Origin of the sequence: Salinispira pacifica, from assembly GCF_000507245.1 — a bacterium.
In the GTDB taxonomy this organism is placed as follows: domain Bacteria; phylum Spirochaetota; class Spirochaetia; order DSM-27196; family Salinispiraceae; genus Salinispira; species Salinispira pacifica.
Map to the genome: position 1 here is coordinate 2,759,970 of NC_023035.1, position 19,193 is coordinate 2,779,162.

Here is a 19,193-nt window from a genome sequence, read left to right on the forward strand (position 1 = left end):
CCCACGGAAAGAGGCGGGAGTTAAAACGGTCCGAATCCGATCTGAACCGCAATAAACATAAACAGCAGGGAGAATGCCGCCATAATAATCTGAAGGGGAATGGTCCATTTCAGCCATTTGGTGTAGGAAACCACCGTGAAACTCAATGCAATGAGAAGCAGGGGATTGGTGGGAAATATCATATTGCTGAAACCATCACCGTAGCCGAAGGCCAGAACAGTGGTCTGACGGGTAATTCCCACCAGGTCCGCCAGGGGTACCAGTATTGGCATCATTAAAAAAGCCTTTGCCGAGGCCGAGCCGATGAAAAAGTTCATAACCAGAGTGATACCGTAAATCAGAAGCACCGACTGGAAGGGACTGGCCTGCTCTATGGCATCCGCTGCCATGAACAGAAGGGTATCGGTAACCATCCCCGAATCGATGATGTATTTCACGCTGTAGGCAAGCATAATCAGGAATGCCCCGGGAATAATGTTCAACCCGCCTTTCAAAAATATGTGTGCCACCCTGGCAAGTCGGTGTCCGCTGAACACCCCGGCCCCGAACCCGCCGACGAGAAACATCAACCCCATGAGGGGAAAGGCCAGAAACCCCAGATCCGGAAAAAACGCAACTCCCAGAACCACGACCAGGGCTATCCCGATCCAGACACTGAACCATATCAGCCCCCGGCGCACCAGATGGATGTGTGTGTCGGAAAAATCGTGGACCTCCACCTCTCCGAGCTCGGCATCCGCCGTGTGACAGGGACTGGATTCAGGTTTCCGTTCAACTTTCCGGGCATGGCGGTACACAAAGAGAAAGAGGGCGATGTAGACCAGAACAAAAAAGATGATTCTCAGCCAGGAACCGCTGAACAACGGAAGATCGGCAATGGTCTGGGCAACTGCGATGGTGAAGGGATTGGAGATGGCGGCGGCCAGACCGAAGGCCATTGGAAGAAGGCTCATCCCCAGCCCGGTAAGGCTGTCCCAGCCCAGCCGCCGGGCCATGGGAACTACAAAAATGATTACCGGCACCAGCCCTTCGTAGATCCCCAGCAAAGACGGCAGGGCCATGAAAATGAAAATGGTAACCGCCATCAGAACATACTTATTCCGCTGAAATTTATCGATGAGCATCTGCACCAGCAGGTCCATTACATGGATCTGTTCCAGAATGGTGATGGAACCTCCCACGGCAAAAAGAAAGAGAATGAGGGTTATGAGGGTCACATTGCCCGGAGTAAACAGAATCTCCACCGGGGCGGTGAACCAGCGCCATACCGGGTAATCGGGCTTTTCAACTTCTTCATAGGACCCCGGGGTGATCAGGCTGCGATCCTCCAGCTGAACCCGTTCATACTCGCCGGAGGGCAGAAATACGGTGAGAAGCCCGCTGACGATCATCAGTCCCAGCAGGATCAGAACTGCAGTTGCAAAGGCTCGGGCTCCGATTTTCACGGAGCTGTTCATGGTTTCAGGCATGGGTTCTTCCTTCCCGGCTCATCTGGGGCTCTCCGGTTATGTATGCTGATACGGCGGTTTATTGGAACACGCGTTCATGGTACTTCAGATTATACCGGTAAAATGCCAGCATGCCCCGGAAATTTTCCAGGGATATGCGTTCGTCCGGATTGTGAATGCGGGAGAGTTCCCGGGAATCCAGCTCCATGGGCACGAAACGGAACACATGATCGCTGATATGGGCATAATGCTTGCTGTCGGTGGCTCCGGTCATGAGATAGGGCAATGCGGTGGTGAACCCCTCCCGGAAACTCAGGGCGTCGGCACAAAAAGCAAGAAACCGGTCAACGCCTGCCGTGCCGGGGGAGCCGGTGTCTTCTTTTGCCGGCGGGGAGGAACTGATGGGATCATTGGCCTCTGCGCTGTTGGCGATGCTCACCTCCACCCGGGGGTCCCGAATTATTCTGATGCATCTTCGTCTCACCTGGTCGATGGTTTCTCCGGGCAGGATGCGGACGTTGATGTTTGCCCAGGCAGCGGCGGGAAGGACATTCTCCTTGCTGCTGCCTCCGGCCATTGTGGGGGCAAGGGTGCTCTGAATCATCGCCCGGCTGTCATCCCCCCCTGCAAGCACCTGTTTTACCACGGGGGCGAAGAGCCAGAGATTGGCCATGACAATTTTCAGAGGCAAACTCTGGTACGGCACCGTTCGCCGGAAAAATTTCCTGAGGCTGGGTATGAGTTTTCGGGGCTGCCGGGCGGCCTCAAGCCGGGCCACCGCCCTGCTTACCAGACCCAGAGCAGTGCTTGGTGGTGGTGTAGAAGCGTGTCCACCGGAAGACTCTGCGCTGAGCCGGAAGTTCACAAAACCTTTTTCCTCCACTCCCACCAGCGCAGCGCTGCCCTGCACGCCGGGAATCATATTCCGGGCGATAATGCCCCCTTCATCGAAGGTCCATGCAAAGCGGATTCCCTGCTCCTGAAACCACCGGGAGATGGTGATTGCACCCCGGCTGCTTTCAGTTTCCTCATCCCCGCCGAATGCGAACCATATATCCCGGCGGGGGGTAAAGCCATCTGCGTGGAGGGAAGCGGCTGCTTCCATCAGGGCGATGAGGGAATTCTTGGTATCCAGAGTCCCCCTGCCCCAGATGTACCCCTCTTTCTGCTCCGCAGAAAAGGGATCAACGGACCAGTCCTGTCCGTCCACAGGAACCACATCGTAATGAGCGGTATACAGCAGGGGCAGTCCCCGGGAAAGGCCTTCAGTACCCGGCCATCGGATGGCAATACCGTACACTCCGAAGCGGGTCACTCCGCAGTCCTCCAGAAAGTCCGCATATCTGCGGGTGAGGAAGTCCTGGAATTCCTGAAAAACCGACTCATCGTTTTGTGCGTAGTCGCTGTGACTGACGCTGGCTATGTTCAATGCCAGAGCAAAGGAATCCAGTGCACGGGAAAAATCCGCTTCAGGTTCATTCCGGGGATCGGGCATGTGAGAGTCCCCTCCCCGTGGCTGACTGCTTTCCCGGGAGAAACGCAGAGTATTCACCATGAGTATTGTGGAAAGAACAAGTAAGGCACAAGCTGCCGAGAGAAGTATGATCATGTACATATGATATGCCGGAAACCGGGTTTAGGTAAACCGCGGTTCAGGAATAACCGTGTAGCCGTTCTCTCCGTCGCTGAACACCATGGATGACCCGTACTCGCCATGATACAGAGCGGCCACGGCACAGAGGACGGCATCCAGGGAATCCTCGAAGCGTTTGTACCTCTCCCTCCGAGATCCTTGACCCGAAATCATATCCGGAGGTGCGGGGAGGTCTCCCTGAATGCCCGACTGTCTGAGCAGAGAGAGAATTCTCCGGGAGGCGGCGACGGCGGAGTCCATACCTGCGACGGTTCGGATTTTGTGGGCCGACGGAGGCGTTCCGGGAAACATATTCGCGATTATCCCGGCGGGGTAGGTTTCGCTGAGAGTACGGGGATACACGGCAATTCCCCTCCGGCGGAACGTTTCTGCCAGCTCCTCCCCTCTGACAATTCCGTAACGTCTGAGCATAAACTCCCGGGAGGTGGCAAACATCTTCAGATGGGTGCCGTGAAAGCTGTGGCCCATGAGCATAGAGTCCACCGCCCTTCCCCCCGCCGGTTGGCCACCACCAGGGGGCTGTCCACACAGGTATGATCAGGATCAAACTCTTCCAGAAGATGGGCCAGCTCCTCATCGCTCCATCTCCCTGAGCCGGAAAACATCACCCTGCCATCCCGGGAGAGCACCGCCAGCCCGCTGCTTCCCCCGGCGGTCCATGCCAGGTCAATACCTGCGTAGCAGCGCAGGGAAGATGATTCAACGGCTGTATTTCCTGATCCGCCCCACATTACCGATTACTGAACGATGATCTTTCGCAGCCGCCTGATGGCAAGACTTCCCATCAGCAGAGTAAAAAGCAGAACGTAGGCGTAATCAAACAACAGCCACAAATCATAGTCGTTAAATACAAATGAACGTACAATCCGGGCGGAATGGGTCAAAGGAAAAATCTGAGCCACCCCCTGAAGCCAACCGGGAAGCTGATCAAGGGGAAACACGATTCCCGAGAAAAAGAACATGGGGGTGAGCAGTCCCGTGAAGTAAAAATTGAAATGATTGATGGTCTTCACGAATGACGTGATAAAAAGCGAAAGGGCGGCAAACATCAGCCCGGTGAGAAAACCGCCGATGGGGGCGAACACCGCCGTCCAGGATGAAATAAATCCGAGAATTGTGATCACAATGAGCACCGCCGCACTGAAAAACAGGCTCTTGGTACCGGCAAACAGCATCTCACCCAGAAACAGGTCCCGGACATTTATGGATGAGGAGATCATCCCGTCATAGACCTTATCGAATTCCATCCGGATAAAGGTACCGAAACTGCATTCAAAGGCGGCGGTGAACATTGCCGGCGGCACCACAATTCCCGAAGCGAGAAATACCACATAGGGAACATCACCGATGAGCCCCACATAGCCTCCCAGTCCCAGACCGATGCCCGCTAGAAAAATCAGGGGCTCCAGAAACGGCGGAATGCCGTTGCTGATGAGATTATTGGTATACACCTTATAATGGCGGTACCATACCGAATAAATTCGCCGGAAAAAGCCCGGAACCGCTGCCGCAGCTTCGATATGTGACGAAGCACCCGTGGATGAATTGCTTATTGCTGTATCACTCATGTAATGCCCTCCCGGTACTCTTTAAAAACAGATCCTCAAGATTTGACTGCCGGAGATAATAATCCCCGGGATTCAGGGTTTCGCTGATCTTCTCAAGTTCCCTGTGGGAGTTTGAATAGAACAGCAGACGGATATTGTCCTGCTCTTTACGCACCGAATCATTCTCCTGTATGTCACCCACATTTTCCATATTATGAATTTCCAGAACATAGCGCTCAATGTTTTCATCGATGAGGCTTCGGGGATTTCCCTGGAGGATTTTTTCACCCTTGTGCATGATGGCAAGCTCATCGCAGAGCTGGAAAGCCTCCTCCATGTAATGGGTGGTAATCAGTATGGTAACCCCCCGGTTCAGAAGCTGTCGCAGTTTATCCCAGATATGGTGACGCACCTGGGGATCCAGGCCGGTGGTTGGCTCATCAAGAATCAGAAGCCGGGGATTATTGATCAGAGCCCGGGCAATAATCAGCCTCCGCTTCATCCCCCCGGAGAGCTCCCGGATTTTTGCGCCTTTTTTCTCCCCCAGCTCCATGAACTCCAGCAGCTCGTCAATCCTGCTCCGGGCCTGACTGCGGTTCATTCCGTAAAAGCGGCTGTAAATCAGCAGATTATCCAGCACGGTAAGCTCCACGTCCAGATTGTCCTCCTGGGGTACAATGCCCGTCAGATATTTGATCTCCAGCTCATGATTATCAGGATCATAGCCCATCACCTCCACCGTATTCTCACCGGAGTGACTGCGCTGATTTTTTCCGTAGAGAATTTTCATCATGGAGGTTTTCCCCGCCCCGTTGGGACCCAGCAGACCGAAGCATCTGCCGGTACCCACCTGAAAATTCAGGTTCTTCACTGCGTGAAAACTTCCGTAATACTTGTTTACATTCTCTACACGAACCGCCGGAGAGTCAGGATACCCTGTGCTTCCCCCGTTTGCCGATTCCTGAATCCGTTCTTCAGATGTTTCAGACTTCATGCATGTGCTTCCTTTTCCCTGTATTTCACAACTTCCCTGTATTTCCCAACCGAATTTCAAAGCTCAGACCTGCAGGAGGTTCTGCCCGGATACATCAGCCGGAAAACGACCATCCGGATGCTTTATTCAGAATTATACCCGGTTTTTAAAATGCTGATAATGCACTGATTTTTGTTATTCATGACTGTTTTACTCATTATTGTACGTTATAATACTAACTGTAAAACACCGAAGCAATATGGAGGTATGTATGAAATTCAACACCAGACTGATCGGGCTGCTCTTTTTGCTGCCCCTTCTGTTCTCCTGCCGTCTGCCCCAGGGGCCCGACGACGGCACGCTCCCCTCACCCGGGCAGGTAACCGGCGAATTCTGGCTCTATAACAGCGTCGGTCTGGGTTTTGGAGAAACCTGGATCGTGGTCATAGACGATAATGACAATTATGCAGACGGTGTGGTGGACATGGACAGCGGAATTATCCTGAAAAGCAGTCAGGAATATGAATACTCATTCTCTTCCATTCCTGAAGGGAACTATTTCGTCTACGGCTTCATTGAGAGCACCGACTCCATTAACGGCCAACCGGATCTGGGCGGCAGCATCAGCGATGATAACAGCAATCTCTTCGATGACAGGCTGGAAGATATGAACGGCGATCCGGGCATTGTGTACAATGATATTACATTTGAACACATGGGCTTCTACGGGGGACTGACCAAAGCACAGCTGGATGCTGAACCATCGCTATCTGCGAAAATTGCGCCGCCTTCGGCCAACGCCCAGATCGGTCCTGACCAGACATACATCACCCTGGACGCAGAAGAGTTTAATATTTTTCTCGGGCCCAACTAAGCCAGGCATTCCCCCGGGATGACAATTTCCAATTCTCCGGGATATACTGGGATATCCCCCGCTAACCGGCGGGGATCCTGTATATTTTGGACGGTGCACAGAAGCTTGTGAAAAAACGTGGAATTGTATAGAGAGGTAAAAACCTCCTCTCCAGGCAGTGGGACGGAAAATTGACTACACCACATCTGGACACGTTTTCCCGGAATTTTCAGTTTCACAAGCTTCTGTGCACTGCATATATTTTACAATTCCTGAGAATTCAGCATGGAAAAAACCGAACAATTCACTCCCCGGTCCCAGCATGTGGATTTCAATTCGCGTCTTAGAATCAATGAGCTGATGAACTATCTGGCCGACTTCGCCAGACGACATGCGGAAGAGCAAAATTTCGGCTTTCATGCCATGGCCGACCAGGGGCTGTACTGGGTACTCCACGGCATGCAGCTGGAGATCAGCCGGCTTCCGCTTCTCGATCAACCCTTGTCATCAACTACCAGGGCCTGGTTCACCAGGGGCCTCAAGGCACAGCGGCAGTTTTCCCTGAGCCCCGCCGACCCCCGTAGTGAAGAGAACGCCCCCGCACCGGAAGTGAGCTGATCCGGGCCCACAGCCACTGGCTCCTCATTCACGGCCAACGGAAACGCCCGGTGCCCATCCACAGCCAATTTGAACCCCAGGGCGGGCAGATGTTCGATCCCCGGGAAATCCCTGCAATTCATGACATCCCGGACACACCGGATTCCGCAGCACCTGCCGAACCGGATGAACAGTTCAGCAGGACAGTGGCATACTCGGATGTGGACGTCCATCAGCATATAAACAATTCCCGCTATGTGGCCCTTGGACTGGACGCTCTGCCGGTTGAAGTCTGGAAAAGCCCGGAACCTTTACGGGTGGATATCAGTTTTCTCAAAGAGTGTTTTTTTGGTGATGAGATATCTGTACAACGCTTCAGTAATTCTGCGGGACATCTTGTACTCTGCCTCCGGGATAATGAGCCGGTGTTCCGCATGAAGATTGTGCACCACAGCTTGTGAAACTTCATTTTCGCCATCATTCCTCCCCGTATATGGTGGCGGCAAGAGGAAGCAGCGCTGCCGGTAGACTGGCCTTTCCTTCTCATGCAGAAATCCATGCATTGTTACAATGCTTCTGTTCACTGCCCGGGACTTACCAGGATGCAATAAACCCGTCACACCTCTTTTCTGTTGCGCCGATGAAGCCGCCACCCTCTTCCCGGAGAATCATCTGGCCCCGTCCGAAATGCCCGGAATCGGATTCCAGCACCGCATCATGCCCCAGGCGCTTCAGGGCATTACAGCCCTCCTGCCCGAACCCGGGCTCAAGCATCACCCTTCTCCCCTGCATCCACTGCCACCGGGGGGCGTCCAGAGCCGCCTGGGGGTTCAAGCCGTAATCTATGAGATTCTGCACCACCTGCAGATGTCCCTGGGGCTGCATGAAGCCCCCCATTACCCCGAAGGGCCCCAGGGCACGCCCCTCCCGGGTAAGGAAACCGGGAATGATGGTGTGAAATGGGCGCTTCCGGCCTTCCAGTCGGTTGGGATGTCCCTCTTCAAGGGTAAAATTATGCCCCCGGTTCTGAAGTGCAATACCTAGGCCCGGCACCACCAGGCCGCTTCCGAACCCCATGTAATTGCTTTGAATAAAACTCACCATCATTCCCGAACTGTCCGCCGCCGAAAGATAGACGGTTCCCCCCCGGGGGGGCGTGCCCGGAGCAGGATCCCCCGCCGACTCTCCAATCATGGACCGGCGGCCGGCAAGATACTCGGGATCCAGCAGGTTTCCGGCGGTGTGGGCCATATGGCCGGGATCGGTCACGTAGCGGGTGGTATCCGAAAAGGCAAGCTTAATGGCCTCTATGCCCCGGTGCATGTCGGAAGGTACCCCGTGGGCGGAAAAACGGTCATCCTTGAGCATCCCCAGGGCCATAAGGGCGGTGATCCCCTGTCCGTTGGGTGGAATTTCCCAGATATCATAGCCCTTGTAGCTCATGGAAATGGGGTCCACCCAGGTGGGTCGGTAATCCATGAGATCTTCCCTCTGTAAGTATCCTCCGCTTTCTCCGCTGAACTGCAGCAGTGCATCAGCCAGGCTGCCGTCGTAAAGGGAGCGGAACCCTTCTTTTCCAAGGATTTCCAGGGTCTTCAGCTGGTCCCGGCTGCTCCAGGCTTCTCCGGCGGAAGGTGCTTTTCCCCGGGGAGCGAAGTGTTCAAACCAGTGACGGAAGGCAGGATCATCGGGGAGATGTTTCGAGTAGGCGTTCAGGGCCCGTTCCCAGTTTGCCGCAACCGTAGGGGGCACGGCAACGCCGCCCTCTCCGTCCGTTCCCGGGGAAAACCTGGATACAAGGGGCTGAAGCAGCTCAGCCGGGCTGAGGCTTCCGAATTTTTCAGTGAGTTCGTGCCAGCCGGCCATGGCACCGGGAACGGTAACCGCATCCCAGCCGAAGGGAGAAATTTCTTTCCGCCCCGCATTCAGCAGTACGTCCGCGCTCAGAGCCGCGGGGCTCCAGCCGCTGGCATTCAGACCATGCAGCCTGCTGCCGTCGTGTATAATGGCAAAGCAGTCCGACCCCAGACCGTTGGATGTGGGTTCGAGCACCGCCAGGGCCGCCGCCGCGGCAACCGCGGCATCCACGGCATTACCGCCCTGTTTGAGAATATCCAGCCCGATATCCGCCGCAGCGGGATGGGAAGTTGCAACCATGCCCCGGCGGGCATATACGGGGTTCCGTTTTGAGAAAAATGGGTTATAGTGGGGATCATAATTCATAATAGAATCCAATATACAGAAGGTCGGGGATTATGGATAGCAGTCCGGCTCCGCCACTCATGCTGATAGGGCCCTTATGCTGACCGGGTATATTGAGAGCAGATACAGTTGGATAAAATTCACATGGAGAATTAAAGATGGAAGTGAGTCTTGTATCGATCATCGTAATCATTGCCGCGGGAACCGCTGCGGGTTTTATTAATGTGGTTGCCGGAGGCGGAAGCCTGATCACCGTGCCGACCCTGATTTTCCTGGGCATACCCCCGGTGATGGCCAACGGCACCAATCGCATCGCCATCCTCAGTCAGAACGCCCTGGCGGTGGGACGCTTCCGGCAGAAGGGATATTTTCCATGGAAGGCCGGACTGACCCTGGGTATCACCGCCGCCGCAGGTGCCCTGGCCGGAAGCATGATCGCCGTTGAAATTTCCGGCGAACTGTTCAGCAAAATTCTCTCGGGAGTAATGATCATGGTGCTCATCCTCACCCTGCTGGGAAACAAGAGAAAACAGGCGGGCGATGAGATTATCCGGCGATGGTGGCTGCTCGTACCGGTGTTTTTTCTGGTGGGGATATACGGCGGTTTTATCCAGGCCGGGGTAGGCTTCATTATTATCGCCGCATTTTCCCTGATCAGCGGAACCAATCTGGTAATGACCAATGCCATCAAGGTGATGGTGGTGTTTCTCTACACCATCCCTTCTCTCATTATTTTCATTATCAACGGAGAAGTGGCATGGATTGCAGGGATCGCCCTGGCCGTCGGAAATGCAACAGGGGGATGGCTGGGAGCACATTTCTCGGTTCAGAAAGGAGATAAGTGGATCAAGGTAATTCTCACCGTAACAGTGCTGGCCATGGCCGTCAGGCTGTTCTTTTTCAGCTGATAAGGAACAGATCGGCCCACGGCATATATCCGCACTCAAATCTTAAATAGGAAGGTACTGCATGCTTACATCAATACGGGAATTTTTCGACACATTGAACGCTGACTACATGAAGGTTCACAGAACCAAGGAAGATCTGTTCTGGACCACCTACATGGGAACCGGAGAAGACCGCCAGGCGTTCGCCCGGGCCGAAAGTGCCTGGAATGATTTTATTTCAGACCCCCGGAAACTTGAGGAAGTACGGGAAAAGCTGAAACAGCTGGAAAGTATTTCTCCGGCTTCGGAGGAAGAACGGCGGGTAAAAGAGGAGCTTTTCACCGGCCTCAACGGCTGGCTTGAGCTGTTCCAGGCCAATGTGATTGAGGGGGATGAAGCATCTGCTCTCATGAAACAGGTGATAGATGATGCCGCCGAACTGTTCCAGCGCCGTGGCTCCCACAAGCTTCTGTACACCGATGCACAGGGCCGTGAACAGGAAGGCAGTCTTCCCAGCCTGATGACCAACATCCGGACCAGCGACAGTGAGCAGGAGCGGATAAGTTCCCACCGGGCGTTGCTGGACCTTGAGCAATGGGTTCTGGAAAACGGATTTCTGGAGCTGGTGAAGCTGCGAAACCGCCTGGCCCGGAGTCTGGGCTACGCCAACTATTTCGAGGCGTCGGTTCGCAAAACCGAGCATATGAGCGTGGATGAGCTGTTCGCCGTTCTGGAGGACTTCGAGAGCCGTACCCGTAAGAGAAACCTGAGTTCCATTGAAGAGCTGAAAAACCGGAAGGGGGAACAGGCTCTGGAAGGTCATAATTTCAGCTTCAGCATTGCGGGGGATGTAATGCGGCAGATGGATCCCTATTTTCCGTTCTCCCGATCACTGGAACGGTGGATCACCTCCTTCAGCAGGCTGAATATCGGCTATTCCGGTGCGGAGCTCACCCTGGACCTTCTGGACCGGAAAGGAAAGTATCAGAACGGATTCTGCCACGGTCCAATTCCCGCATATTACGATAACGGAACATGGATCCCGGGGAAAATCAATTTTACCAGCAATGCCAGCCCCTCCCAGGTGGGAAGCGGCTACCGTGGTATCAATACCTTCTTTCATGAAGGAGGACATGCTGCCCACTTTGCAAATGTGAAAATGAATGCACCCTGTTTTTCCCAGGAGTTTGCTCCCACATCCATGGCATATGCGGAAACCCAGTCCATGTTCTGCGACAGCATTCTCAACGACGGTGACTGGCTGAAACTCTATGCCCGGGACAATGAAGACAGGGTTATTCCCGATGAGCTGATCCGCAGCTATGTGGAATCACAGCAGCCGTTCCGGGCCTTCAGCGAACGAAGCATTCTGGTGGTGCCATTCTTCGAGCGGGCACTCTACGAGTTGAAAGATGAGGAGCTGACCCCTGAGCGGGTGACAGCCCTGGCCCGTTCCACGGAAAAGAACATTCTGGGACTGGAGGTAAGTCCCCGCCCTCTTCTGGCAATCCCCCATCTTCTGGCCAATGAATCAGCATGTTCCTACCAGGGATATCTGCTGGCCCACATGGCGGTATACCAGACCAGGGCGTATTTCCTGAACAAGTACGGATACCTGGCAGACAACCCCGAAATCGGCCCCCTCCTAGCGGAATATTACTGGAAGCCGGGCAACAGCCTCACCCACGATGAAACCATCCGCTCACTCACAGGAGAAGGATTCAACGCCAAGTATCTTGCGGATGTCTGCAATATGGATTCCGCACAGGCCTGGGCCGGTGAAGAAGAAAAAATCCGCAGCCTCAGTACCCGCCCCGCTCCGAAGGAGGCCGGTCTGGATGCCAGGATTTCTGTGGTGGACGGTGAACGGGTGCTGGCAGATAACCGGGAATCCGATGAAAAAATGTGCCAAGACTTCCGCAGCATTATCGAAACGGAATTCATGGGTTAAGGCCAGAATACGGCCGGATATCCGGGCTGAGAAGGTGTCCCATGGCCGCAATCAGAAATCTACGGATTTCGGGTTGCGGCCGGACAGTTCAGCGCCACCGTGTGAATCGGTGATCCCTTTTGTGTTGGCCCCGACTATTCGCAACACTTCCGGAACATATATGCATATGCATACCGGGAGAATTTCTCCCCGATCATCTTCTCCCGGACTTTTTCCAGGTTGAAAGCTGACCCGTTTTTTTTCGTAATATAGGGTTCAATTTCTTCGGTTTTGATTTGGAACCGTTGATTGTTTCTCAATATGACTCCCAGGCATGTATAATCCGGATCTGAAAGCGCCAGGGTGGCATCGCCGTGACTGTTGTTGGCGATTAATACTCCCCGGTCCTTCAAAAACCTTTTACAATGCCGGGAAATAAATCCCGCATAGAACGAGAACATGATGTCACAGGAATATTCGTTCAGATCCCCAACCTCAGTGTAATCGCCCTGCCGCCAGATAACCTTTGGCTCGCCATTATAGATTTTCTGTTCATTGATATATTCCAGGGTGGTGGGATCGGAAAAGAACCTGTTTATTCGTCTGTCATTATCAATAAATATCATTTCCCTTATGTAGAATGCAGGGGTGAGGTGAACAAAACTGCCAGGGTAAATTCCCGATTCCAGGTTGAACCGCTCAGAAAGAATTTGAAACAGGTGGCGGCGTTCATCTTCTTTTTTGACAAAATACTGATCATACAATTTCGGAATCACACATCCTCCCTTTGTTCAGACAGACGAGATAAATCTTCTCCTAATCCACCGAATTGTTGCGGCGGTATTCCCGTCCGGCGGCATCCCTGAATATAAAATTATATTCAACAAGATAGCGCCGGATAGTTGCTACGTCAGAGAAAACCGGCTTAAGAATCTCTGTGACCTCGCCATCGCTGTAGACCCGATCCTTTTCGAACAGCCCTGCCAGGACTTTCAGAATCACCAGTTTGGCTTTCTCCTTCCGGGGAAATTTAAGCAGTTTGATTCCCGAGCTGCGGTCCAGATGCTTCTCCTCGATCTCCCGGGCTTCAGCGGTGGTAATGAGCACCCGGTCGTCGGCCATGGGCATATCGTGGTGAATTTCCAGTAATTCCTCGGCTCCCTGTTCCGGCCGGTTCGACTCGTTCGTTGCGCTACGCTTCATATCTGCAAGCTCCATTATTGCCAGAAACATGCGGGCTTCTCGCCGCTTTTTCTGGAGATTAAAACGATGGTTCCGGACGGTTGATGCCGCCCGATTCCCTAACTCTCTGCCCAGCTCCCGGTCACTGATGCCATCGGCCATACCCCGGATCACCTGCTGCTGAATCCCGGACAATCCATGGGCGCTTTTCCCCATCTCCAGCAGCGCAGTCAGACGGTCTCCATGAGCAGACTCGCTATGCAGCTCTGCAGCCTTCTGCGCATCGCAGTAGCGCTGCTTTCCGCCATCTCCGGGACATGAATAGAGATATCCCGACTCGAAACTCTCACCGCAATGGATGCAGCGGTACATCTGCGTCTTGGCGTCATAGCTATAACCATAAACTATAGACATTATCTGATTTATATCCATTTTTTAATAAACAATATTGTAATTTGTTTGTTTTTTCAAGAGATCTGATTGGAGATTCCGCCATCAATTCTAAATATCCGCCATGAAAGCCACGAATTCTTTCAATACATCCTCAATTCTCATATTGATCACGTACAACTAATTCTTTTTCAGTGCACCAAAGCTTGTAAAAAACTTTCACCGCAGTCTGGGCGATAGGCTCCGAAAAATGGATCCGGAATCCAGCCCGTTTTCAGGTCTACAACCAGCCCTGACCGCCCCGTCTCTCACACTTCAGCTCAATCACACCCACACATGAAACGGCAGCCTGCGGCCTGATGGAATCCCCCAGTTTCTCCATCCAAGCAGCCAGGTCATCTTCTCAGGTTCCCATAAGCTGCATTTGTTCAGAAACACTCTCCTGCCCCAGTGTTTTCTGATCACCTCATGAAGCTTCCATCCCGGGACTCCAAGCTGTTCTCCTCTGGTCTTCCAGTTTCCTTTTCTCTGATCCCGTACCCTCCGGGGCATGAGATAATTATGCACCATCTGATAAATGCTCAGCCGCACCATCATTGCTGCAGGAGATCGGGCGAACTGTACCGACTCCCTCACGTGGTTCGCCTGATCTTTGCGAAACTGCCGGTCCACATAATTCACCGGGAACAGCCGGTTTGACGGGGTGCGCGGCAGGGTGGATGAATGCTGACGATGATGTATCCGGGACCTGCCCTCAGGCACCTTCGAAAGGGCCCGAACATACGCCTTGTGATAGTCGGTATTCAGCGTAACATCCGGTATGTCTTTATCTTTCATGTATTTACACAAGTGGGTAAGAATGGACTGGACCGATTTCTCAACGGCATTTCCCGGAGCCTTGCCCAGGGTTTGCTCCAAGTCAGTTCGCTTCTGCCGCTGTCTTTCAGTCATCCGTCCTTTACGCCTCAGCTGGGAATATCCCATTGCGTATATCAACTCTGAGCCGCTTCCCACCAGGATATCGATGTTGTTGGGGAAGAACTGACTCACGCTGAAGGATTCAAAGCCGTCCAGGGCGAACTCATCTTCCGGTTTGATCAGCTTGCGCATATCAGAATGGATGGCCAGAAGTACCCGGCAGATGCGCTCGTATCTGTTCTGGATCTGCTCATAGCGCATACCGGTGAAACGGGTCATGTTGCCCTGTCCGCTGGAAGAGACAAGCTGGCGAATCAGCTGGATGTAGTCCACCGGCTTTTTCACGTAGTAATCCATGCGGAATGTCTGGAGGGAAAAGGTCTTGCCGCAATCCTGACAGCGATAGCGCGGAACCCTGCCGAAGGCTTTGGTGAAGTAGCATCCATGAAACCTGAACCATGACTGATCATGGGGTTTCTGGTATGCAAACCGGGGGCAATGGGGGTTTGAGCAGTGGGGGACCGGGCTGTGGTGAGTAAAATCAAAGGAATTTGTGCTGAATTGGGTCAGCAGTTTGGTGATGTATGGTTGTAATGTGTTCATAAACCATACACCGGAAAAGAATTACTGCTGCTTGTATTTGCTGTGTTTTTTTACAAGCTTTGGTGCACTAGCTAATTCTTTTTATTCCGTAATACTCATATCCCCAAAAAAACCTCGTATTGACAAAAACAAAATTCCCGCCATAAGGTTATGGGAATAACATCAGGGGGATTTTTATGCGTAAAACTCGTAAACAGCATAGAGAGGCAGCGTTGTGGCTGCTGTTGGGAGGGCTGATGATTCTGCTCTCATCCTGCGGCAGTCAGCCTGTGCCTCCGGACCAGCGTCCGGGGTGGATCAGCCGGGAGACACGGGAAGCAGTGGTACCCGTTCAGCAGCTTCAGGACGGAGATGTGGAAACATATCTTCAGGTGGAGAGTCCCGACTGGCGTGACCAGGTGGTGTACTTCATCATGACAGACCGTTTCGACGACGGAGTGCCCGCAAACTCGGATCAGGGAAAAGGGGAATACGATCCCGGGAAGAACAGCCATTACAGCGGGGGCGACCTGAAGGGGATCAGCGACAACATCGACTACATTAAAGGTCTGGGAGCAACATCCATCTGGATTACGCCGCCGGTTGCCAATCAGTGGTACGACTATGCGGTGAATTACGGCGGATATCACGGATACTGGGCGGAAAATTTTCAGGAACTGGACGTGCACATGGGAACCCTGGATGAATACCGGGAGCTTTCGGCCCTTCTTCATAAAAACGGCATGTATCTGATTCAGGATATTGTCACCAACCATACGGGGAATTTTTTCACCTACGACGGGCCTTCCAGCCGCTCCAACCCTGCCCGTGGATATGTTGCCAACGACAACTTTGTTCCAAGGAACATTCCCAGCCAGTACCCGTTCAATCTGAACGATCCCAACGATCCCGAAGCCCTGGAGACCGCCGCATATCACTGGACCGGGCCCATTGCCAACTACAACGTTCAGAAGCAGGTATTCAACAACCAGCTCTCGGATCTGGACGATATCAACACGGAAAACGAACTGGTGCGGGATGTCCTCCGGGAAAGCTACGGTCACTGGATCAGGGAAGCCGGTGTGGACGGATACAGGATCGATACGGTGAAGTATATTCCCGTGGAGTTCTTCCACGATTTTCATTATTCACAGGATGATGATGCTCCCGGTATCCTGAATGTAGCCGATGAGCTTGGAAAGAGCGATTTCATCACCTTCGGAGAAGCCTGGATCGGCAGCAGCCCCTACAGCGATGAGGCTGATCAGAAAATTGCCGAGTATCTGGGCACCGAGGAAGAACCCGCCATGCCCTCCCTTCTCAACTTCACGCTGAACCAGGAGATCAGAGAAGTGTTTGGATCAGGAGCTCCCACGGACCGTCTTGCATACCGTATGGAAGCGGCTTACCGGAACTATCCCGATCCCAACCGGCTGTTCACCTTCATAGACAATCACGACATGGACCGTTTTCTTTCCATCGCAGGCTATGCGGATATGCAGCTGGCTCTGGCCTACATCTTCACGGCCCCGGGAATTCCCGTGGTGTATTACGGAACCGAACAGCACTTCGACGAAACCCGGCAGGCAATGTTCGCCAACGGTTTCGCTTCGGGAGGAGAAGATCACTTCAACGCCCAAAGCCGGGCCTACGACTACATTTCCCGGCTTGCTGAGCTGCGAAGTGAATACTCTGCACTGCGCAGAGGCGTCTACCGCAACCTGGGAGCCAGCAGCTCCGGGCCCGGACTTCTGGCATACGCCATGGATGCCGAGGAAAGTCAGGACCAGGACCTCATCGTGCTGATGAACAGTGCAAATTACAATTATCTGGTATCAGACCTGGAAACCGGCCTTAACGGGGCTCATCAACTCACACCGGTGTTCAGTGCAGGCATGGAAGATTCGGGTGATATTATGAGCGGGCTGAACAGCGACGCTTCAGGCCGCATCAGCCTAATACTTCCTCCTAAAAGCCTGGTGGTTCTTGAAGACAGCGGTGCAGTTCAGGAAACGGCAGCCCGCAGCGGAAGCATCGGCATTGAAAGCATGGATGAGGGAACCGTACTCACCCGGGACACCCCCGTATCCGGCACTGCCCGGGGCGTGAGCGATCTGCAGCTTGTGGTGGACGGAAATCTGGACCGGGCAATAGCTCTGGACAGCCAGGGCGGATCCTGGAGCGGAGTAATCCCCGCAGAACGCTATGCCAACGGTCCCCACAGCATCACCGTCACCGGCCGGGACGCCGAAGGCAGGCTCTTGAGCTCCCCCGCATTGGATGTGAGCATTGATCTGGCCTTCTCCTTCGCACACCGGGCGGAAGATGAGGTTGGTGATGATGCCGGTCCTGCGGGAGATTACATCTATCCTCTGGATGAAAGCTTCAATAATCAGATGGATATCCGGGCCGTGGAAGTACATAGGGCGGGAACCAATCTCCGCCTGGACATCTTCCCCGCAGGTCCCATATCAACAGTATGGCAGCCCGCCAACGGCTTCGACCACGTCTACTACTACGTGTACTTCGACAATCCCGCCCGGAAAGGCGCAACGGAACTTCCCTTCCAGAACGCAAGCATGCCCGACGGCAGCGACTGGGATGTGATGATGATGGTGGGCGGCTGGAATGCCAGCCTGTACAGTGCCGAAGGTGCAGGAGCCGAATCCTACGGAACGGCCATATCCAGCTCAATAGAGATTGACGTGGATGAGGAAGCGGGACGATTGAGCTTCACCATCGAAGGTGCGGGCCTGGGCAACCCCGAAAGTCTTGACGGCATGGGAATCTACATCACCACATGGGACTACGACGGACTTGAAAGCGCCAACCGCCTGCTCCAGGGTGAACCGGATGCCTATATTTTCGGCGGAGGGGATTTTGAAACAGATCCGCTGATCATGGACGATCTGCCCCTGATACGACTGGAACCGCTGGAATAAGCGCCGGTCAGCCGGCCTGCCAAATAATCGGGAGCTTCGCCGCGGCGGAGCTCCTTTTTTATTTCCCTTCACCCCGCCTTTTCAATCATGGATTCTGGTGTATACTGGGGCGGTTACCCCCCATTCAAGGAGTACCTGAATGAACAGTTTGCATCAGCGCATATTCGCCGCTACCATGGCTCTTTTGATCATAACCGCCGCCACCGCCGTTTCTCAGGAAGCTGAAGTGAGTTTCCTGTCGGGAGAAGTTCTTTGGGAAAACGGCAGAGGACCCAACAGGCTGCAGATCGGCGATGAGATTGCAGTAAGCGGATCCATCATCCTGGAAGGTGAATCCAGCGTTGAGCTGAACCTTGACGGAAACCGGGTCTTCCTGGGTGCAGCCGGCACCTACTCTCTGAGAAGAATTTACCGCATGACCGGCAGCCGCCGTCAGGAAAGCATACTCCAGTCTCTGGAGGGCAGATTCCGCCGGAACATCCAGGACAGGATCACAAGCGGAAGTGCGGCGGCGGGGGTTCGGGGGGACGACTCGGCGGGTGAAGAAGGCCCGGGAAGCATCTACTCCACCCCCACCGAGGAACTGTTCGCCCGGGGACTTGAGGCCCTCAGGGAAGAACGGATTCAGGATGCCTTCTTCATATTCGAGGAGGCCTACTACGCCGCCCCGCCGGAACAGTTCTCCCAGGCCGCCCTCTATTTGGCCTACTGCGAACAGCTGTTGGGGAATCTGGATGAAGCCGACGACCTCTACAATGACGTGACGCTTACCCGGGATGACGGGGCACTGTACGCTCTGTATGTTCTCAGCTCAGCGGAACTTCAGCTGAAACAGGGCCGGGGGGCTGAAGCCCTGGAAAACCTCAACGGCCTCATTGACGCTCACGGGAGAGACGGGTTCGCCATGGCTCCGGCGGACCTTCAGCAGGCATTGTATCTGCGGGGTCTCATCAGGTCCCGGCAGGGGAATGACGAAGGAATGAAATCGGACTTCAAAGCGGCTGCGGAAATCAATGCCAACCCTCAACTGACAATTGTCATTGAAGAGCTGCTCTGGGGGGACTTTTAACCATCCGGAAGCTCACAGC

At 53.8% G+C, this 19,193-nt stretch carries 17 protein-coding genes; 7 read left to right on the top strand and 10 right to left on the bottom strand.

Going from position 1 to position 19,193, the window contains the following annotated elements; translation table 11 throughout:
- Positions 1–20: 20 nt before the first annotated feature.
- The 6 genes from L21SP2_RS12160 to L21SP2_RS12185 are packed head-to-tail and all read right to left on the bottom strand — an operon-like array spanning position 21 to position 5,643.
- Positions 21–1,469 carry a YfcC family protein gene (locus tag L21SP2_RS12160; RefSeq protein WP_024268831.1) on the bottom strand — a complete coding sequence of 483 codons (1,449 nt, stop codon included), beginning with the start codon at positions 1,467–1,469 and terminating at the stop codon, positions 21–23.
- Positions 1,470–1,527: 58 nt separating this feature from the next.
- Entirely contained in the window at positions 1,528–3,063 is a 1,536-nt protein-coding gene (locus L21SP2_RS12165; protein WP_041401549.1) for a M20/M25/M40 family metallo-hydrolase, read from the bottom strand.
- 21 nt (positions 3,064–3,084) lie between these two features.
- Positions 3,085–3,576: a DUF429 domain-containing protein gene (locus L21SP2_RS12170; RefSeq protein ID WP_041401551.1), complete on the bottom strand. Its 492-nt coding sequence runs from the start codon at positions 3,574–3,576 to the stop codon at positions 3,085–3,087.
- On the bottom strand, positions 3,540–3,833 hold the full coding sequence (locus L21SP2_RS12175; RefSeq protein WP_024268834.1) for a hypothetical protein: 294 nt from the start codon (positions 3,831–3,833) through the stop codon (positions 3,540–3,542). The genes L21SP2_RS12170 and L21SP2_RS12175 overlap by 37 nt, the downstream gene beginning before the upstream one ends.
- A 6-nt stretch (positions 3,834–3,839) precedes the next feature.
- Positions 3,840–4,670, bottom strand: a complete 831-nt coding sequence (locus tag L21SP2_RS12180) for an ABC transporter permease (RefSeq protein ID WP_024268835.1) — start codon at positions 4,668–4,670, stop codon at positions 3,840–3,842.
- Positions 4,663–5,643: an ABC transporter ATP-binding protein gene (locus L21SP2_RS12185; RefSeq protein ID WP_024268836.1), complete on the bottom strand. Its 981-nt coding sequence runs from the start codon at positions 5,641–5,643 to the stop codon at positions 4,663–4,665. The genes L21SP2_RS12180 and L21SP2_RS12185 overlap by 8 nt, the downstream gene beginning before the upstream one ends.
- Positions 5,644–5,893: 250 nt before the next feature.
- Here L21SP2_RS12185 and L21SP2_RS12190 point away from each other — a divergent pair, with 250 nt between their 5' ends.
- From L21SP2_RS12190 to L21SP2_RS19075, 3 genes are all read left to right on the top strand, one after another.
- Positions 5,894–6,496: a hypothetical protein gene (locus L21SP2_RS12190; RefSeq protein WP_024268837.1), complete on the top strand. Its 603-nt coding sequence runs from the start codon at positions 5,894–5,896 to the stop codon at positions 6,494–6,496.
- 264 nt (positions 6,497–6,760) lie between these two features.
- Positions 6,761–7,093, top strand: coding sequence for an acyl-ACP thioesterase domain-containing protein (locus L21SP2_RS19070; RefSeq protein WP_024268838.1), 333 nt, complete (start codon positions 6,761–6,763; stop codon positions 7,091–7,093).
- A gap of 50 nt (positions 7,094–7,143) precedes the next feature.
- A complete protein-coding gene (locus L21SP2_RS19075) occupies positions 7,144–7,533 on the top strand; it encodes an acyl-ACP thioesterase domain-containing protein (RefSeq protein ID WP_024268839.1) in 390 nt (129 codons plus the stop codon).
- A gap of 133 nt (positions 7,534–7,666) precedes the next feature.
- Here L21SP2_RS19075 and L21SP2_RS12210 read toward each other — a convergent pair whose 3' ends face one another.
- Positions 7,667–9,295, bottom strand: coding sequence for a gamma-glutamyltransferase family protein (locus tag L21SP2_RS12210; RefSeq protein WP_024268840.1), 1,629 nt, complete (start codon positions 9,293–9,295; stop codon positions 7,667–7,669).
- A gap of 137 nt (positions 9,296–9,432) precedes the next feature.
- Between L21SP2_RS12210 and L21SP2_RS12215 the strand changes: the two genes are divergently transcribed.
- Positions 9,433–10,182, top strand: a complete 750-nt coding sequence (locus tag L21SP2_RS12215; RefSeq protein ID WP_024268841.1) for a sulfite exporter TauE/SafE family protein — start codon at positions 9,433–9,435, stop codon at positions 10,180–10,182.
- A 61-nt stretch (positions 10,183–10,243) separates the two neighbouring features.
- Entirely contained in the window at positions 10,244–12,112 is a 1,869-nt protein-coding gene (locus L21SP2_RS12220; RefSeq protein ID WP_024268842.1) for a M3 family metallopeptidase, read from the top strand.
- Positions 12,113–12,246: 134 nt separating this feature from the next.
- On the opposite strand, the gene L21SP2_RS12225 is transcribed toward L21SP2_RS12220, so the two are convergent.
- From L21SP2_RS12225 to L21SP2_RS12235, 3 genes are all read right to left on the bottom strand, one after another.
- The gene (locus tag L21SP2_RS12225; RefSeq protein ID WP_024268843.1) at positions 12,247–12,867 is read right to left on the bottom strand and encodes a hypothetical protein; all 621 of its coding nucleotides are present in this window, start codon (positions 12,865–12,867) and stop codon (positions 12,247–12,249) included.
- A 40-nt stretch (positions 12,868–12,907) separates the two neighbouring features.
- Positions 12,908–13,687: a DUF2087 domain-containing protein gene (locus L21SP2_RS12230; protein WP_169730479.1), complete on the bottom strand. Its 780-nt coding sequence runs from the start codon at positions 13,685–13,687 to the stop codon at positions 12,908–12,910.
- Between the two features lie 300 nt (positions 13,688–13,987).
- Complete coding sequence (locus L21SP2_RS12235) at positions 13,988–15,184, bottom strand: hypothetical protein (RefSeq protein ID WP_041401557.1); 1,197 nt, start codon at positions 15,182–15,184, stop codon at positions 13,988–13,990.
- 176 nt (positions 15,185–15,360) lie between these two features.
- Between L21SP2_RS12235 and L21SP2_RS12240 the strand changes: the two genes are divergently transcribed.
- Together L21SP2_RS12240 and L21SP2_RS12245 are read left to right on the top strand one after the other, a co-directional pair.
- Positions 15,361–18,105, top strand: a complete 2,745-nt coding sequence (locus tag L21SP2_RS12240; RefSeq protein ID WP_081719614.1) for an alpha-amylase family glycosyl hydrolase — start codon at positions 15,361–15,363, stop codon at positions 18,103–18,105.
- 139 nt (positions 18,106–18,244) lie between these two features.
- Complete coding sequence (locus L21SP2_RS12245; RefSeq protein ID WP_024268848.1) at positions 18,245–19,174, top strand: tetratricopeptide repeat protein; 930 nt, start codon at positions 18,245–18,247, stop codon at positions 19,172–19,174.
- Positions 19,175–19,193 lie beyond the last annotated feature (19 nt).

Bases quoted from the DNA above. Each gene is read 5' to 3' on its own strand.
- L21SP2_RS12160 (WP_024268831.1), bottom strand. From the start codon at position 1,469: ATGCCTGAAACCATGAACAGCTCCGTGAAAATCGGAGCCCGAGCCTTT.
- L21SP2_RS12165 (WP_041401549.1), bottom strand. From the start codon at position 3,063: ATGTACATGATCATACTTCTCTCGGCAGCTTGTGCCTTACTTGTTCTT.
- L21SP2_RS12170 (WP_041401551.1), bottom strand. From the start codon at position 3,576: ATGCTCATGGGCCACAGCTTTCACGGCACCCATCTGAAGATGTTTGCC.
- L21SP2_RS12175 (WP_024268834.1), bottom strand. From the start codon at position 3,833: ATGTGGGGCGGATCAGGAAATACAGCCGTTGAATCATCTTCCCTGCGC.
- L21SP2_RS12180 (WP_024268835.1), bottom strand. From the start codon at position 4,670: ATGAGTGATACAGCAATAAGCAATTCATCCACGGGTGCTTCGTCACAT.
- L21SP2_RS12185 (WP_024268836.1), bottom strand. From the start codon at position 5,643: ATGAAGTCTGAAACATCTGAAGAACGGATTCAGGAATCGGCAAACGGG.
- L21SP2_RS12190 (WP_024268837.1), top strand. From the start codon at position 5,894: ATGAAATTCAACACCAGACTGATCGGGCTGCTCTTTTTGCTGCCCCTT.
- L21SP2_RS19070 (WP_024268838.1), top strand. From the start codon at position 6,761: ATGGAAAAAACCGAACAATTCACTCCCCGGTCCCAGCATGTGGATTTC.
- L21SP2_RS12210 (WP_024268840.1), bottom strand. From the start codon at position 9,295: ATGAATTATGATCCCCACTATAACCCATTTTTCTCAAAACGGAACCCC.
- L21SP2_RS12215 (WP_024268841.1), top strand. From the start codon at position 9,433: ATGGAAGTGAGTCTTGTATCGATCATCGTAATCATTGCCGCGGGAACC.
- L21SP2_RS12220 (WP_024268842.1), top strand. From the start codon at position 10,244: ATGCTTACATCAATACGGGAATTTTTCGACACATTGAACGCTGACTAC.
- L21SP2_RS12230 (WP_169730479.1), bottom strand. From the start codon at position 13,687: ATGTCTATAGTTTATGGTTATAGCTATGACGCCAAGACGCAGATGTAC.
- L21SP2_RS12235 (WP_041401557.1), bottom strand. From the start codon at position 15,184: ATGAACACATTACAACCATACATCACCAAACTGCTGACCCAATTCAGC.
- L21SP2_RS12240 (WP_081719614.1), top strand. From the start codon at position 15,361: ATGCGTAAAACTCGTAAACAGCATAGAGAGGCAGCGTTGTGGCTGCTG.
- L21SP2_RS12245 (WP_024268848.1), top strand. From the start codon at position 18,245: ATGAACAGTTTGCATCAGCGCATATTCGCCGCTACCATGGCTCTTTTG.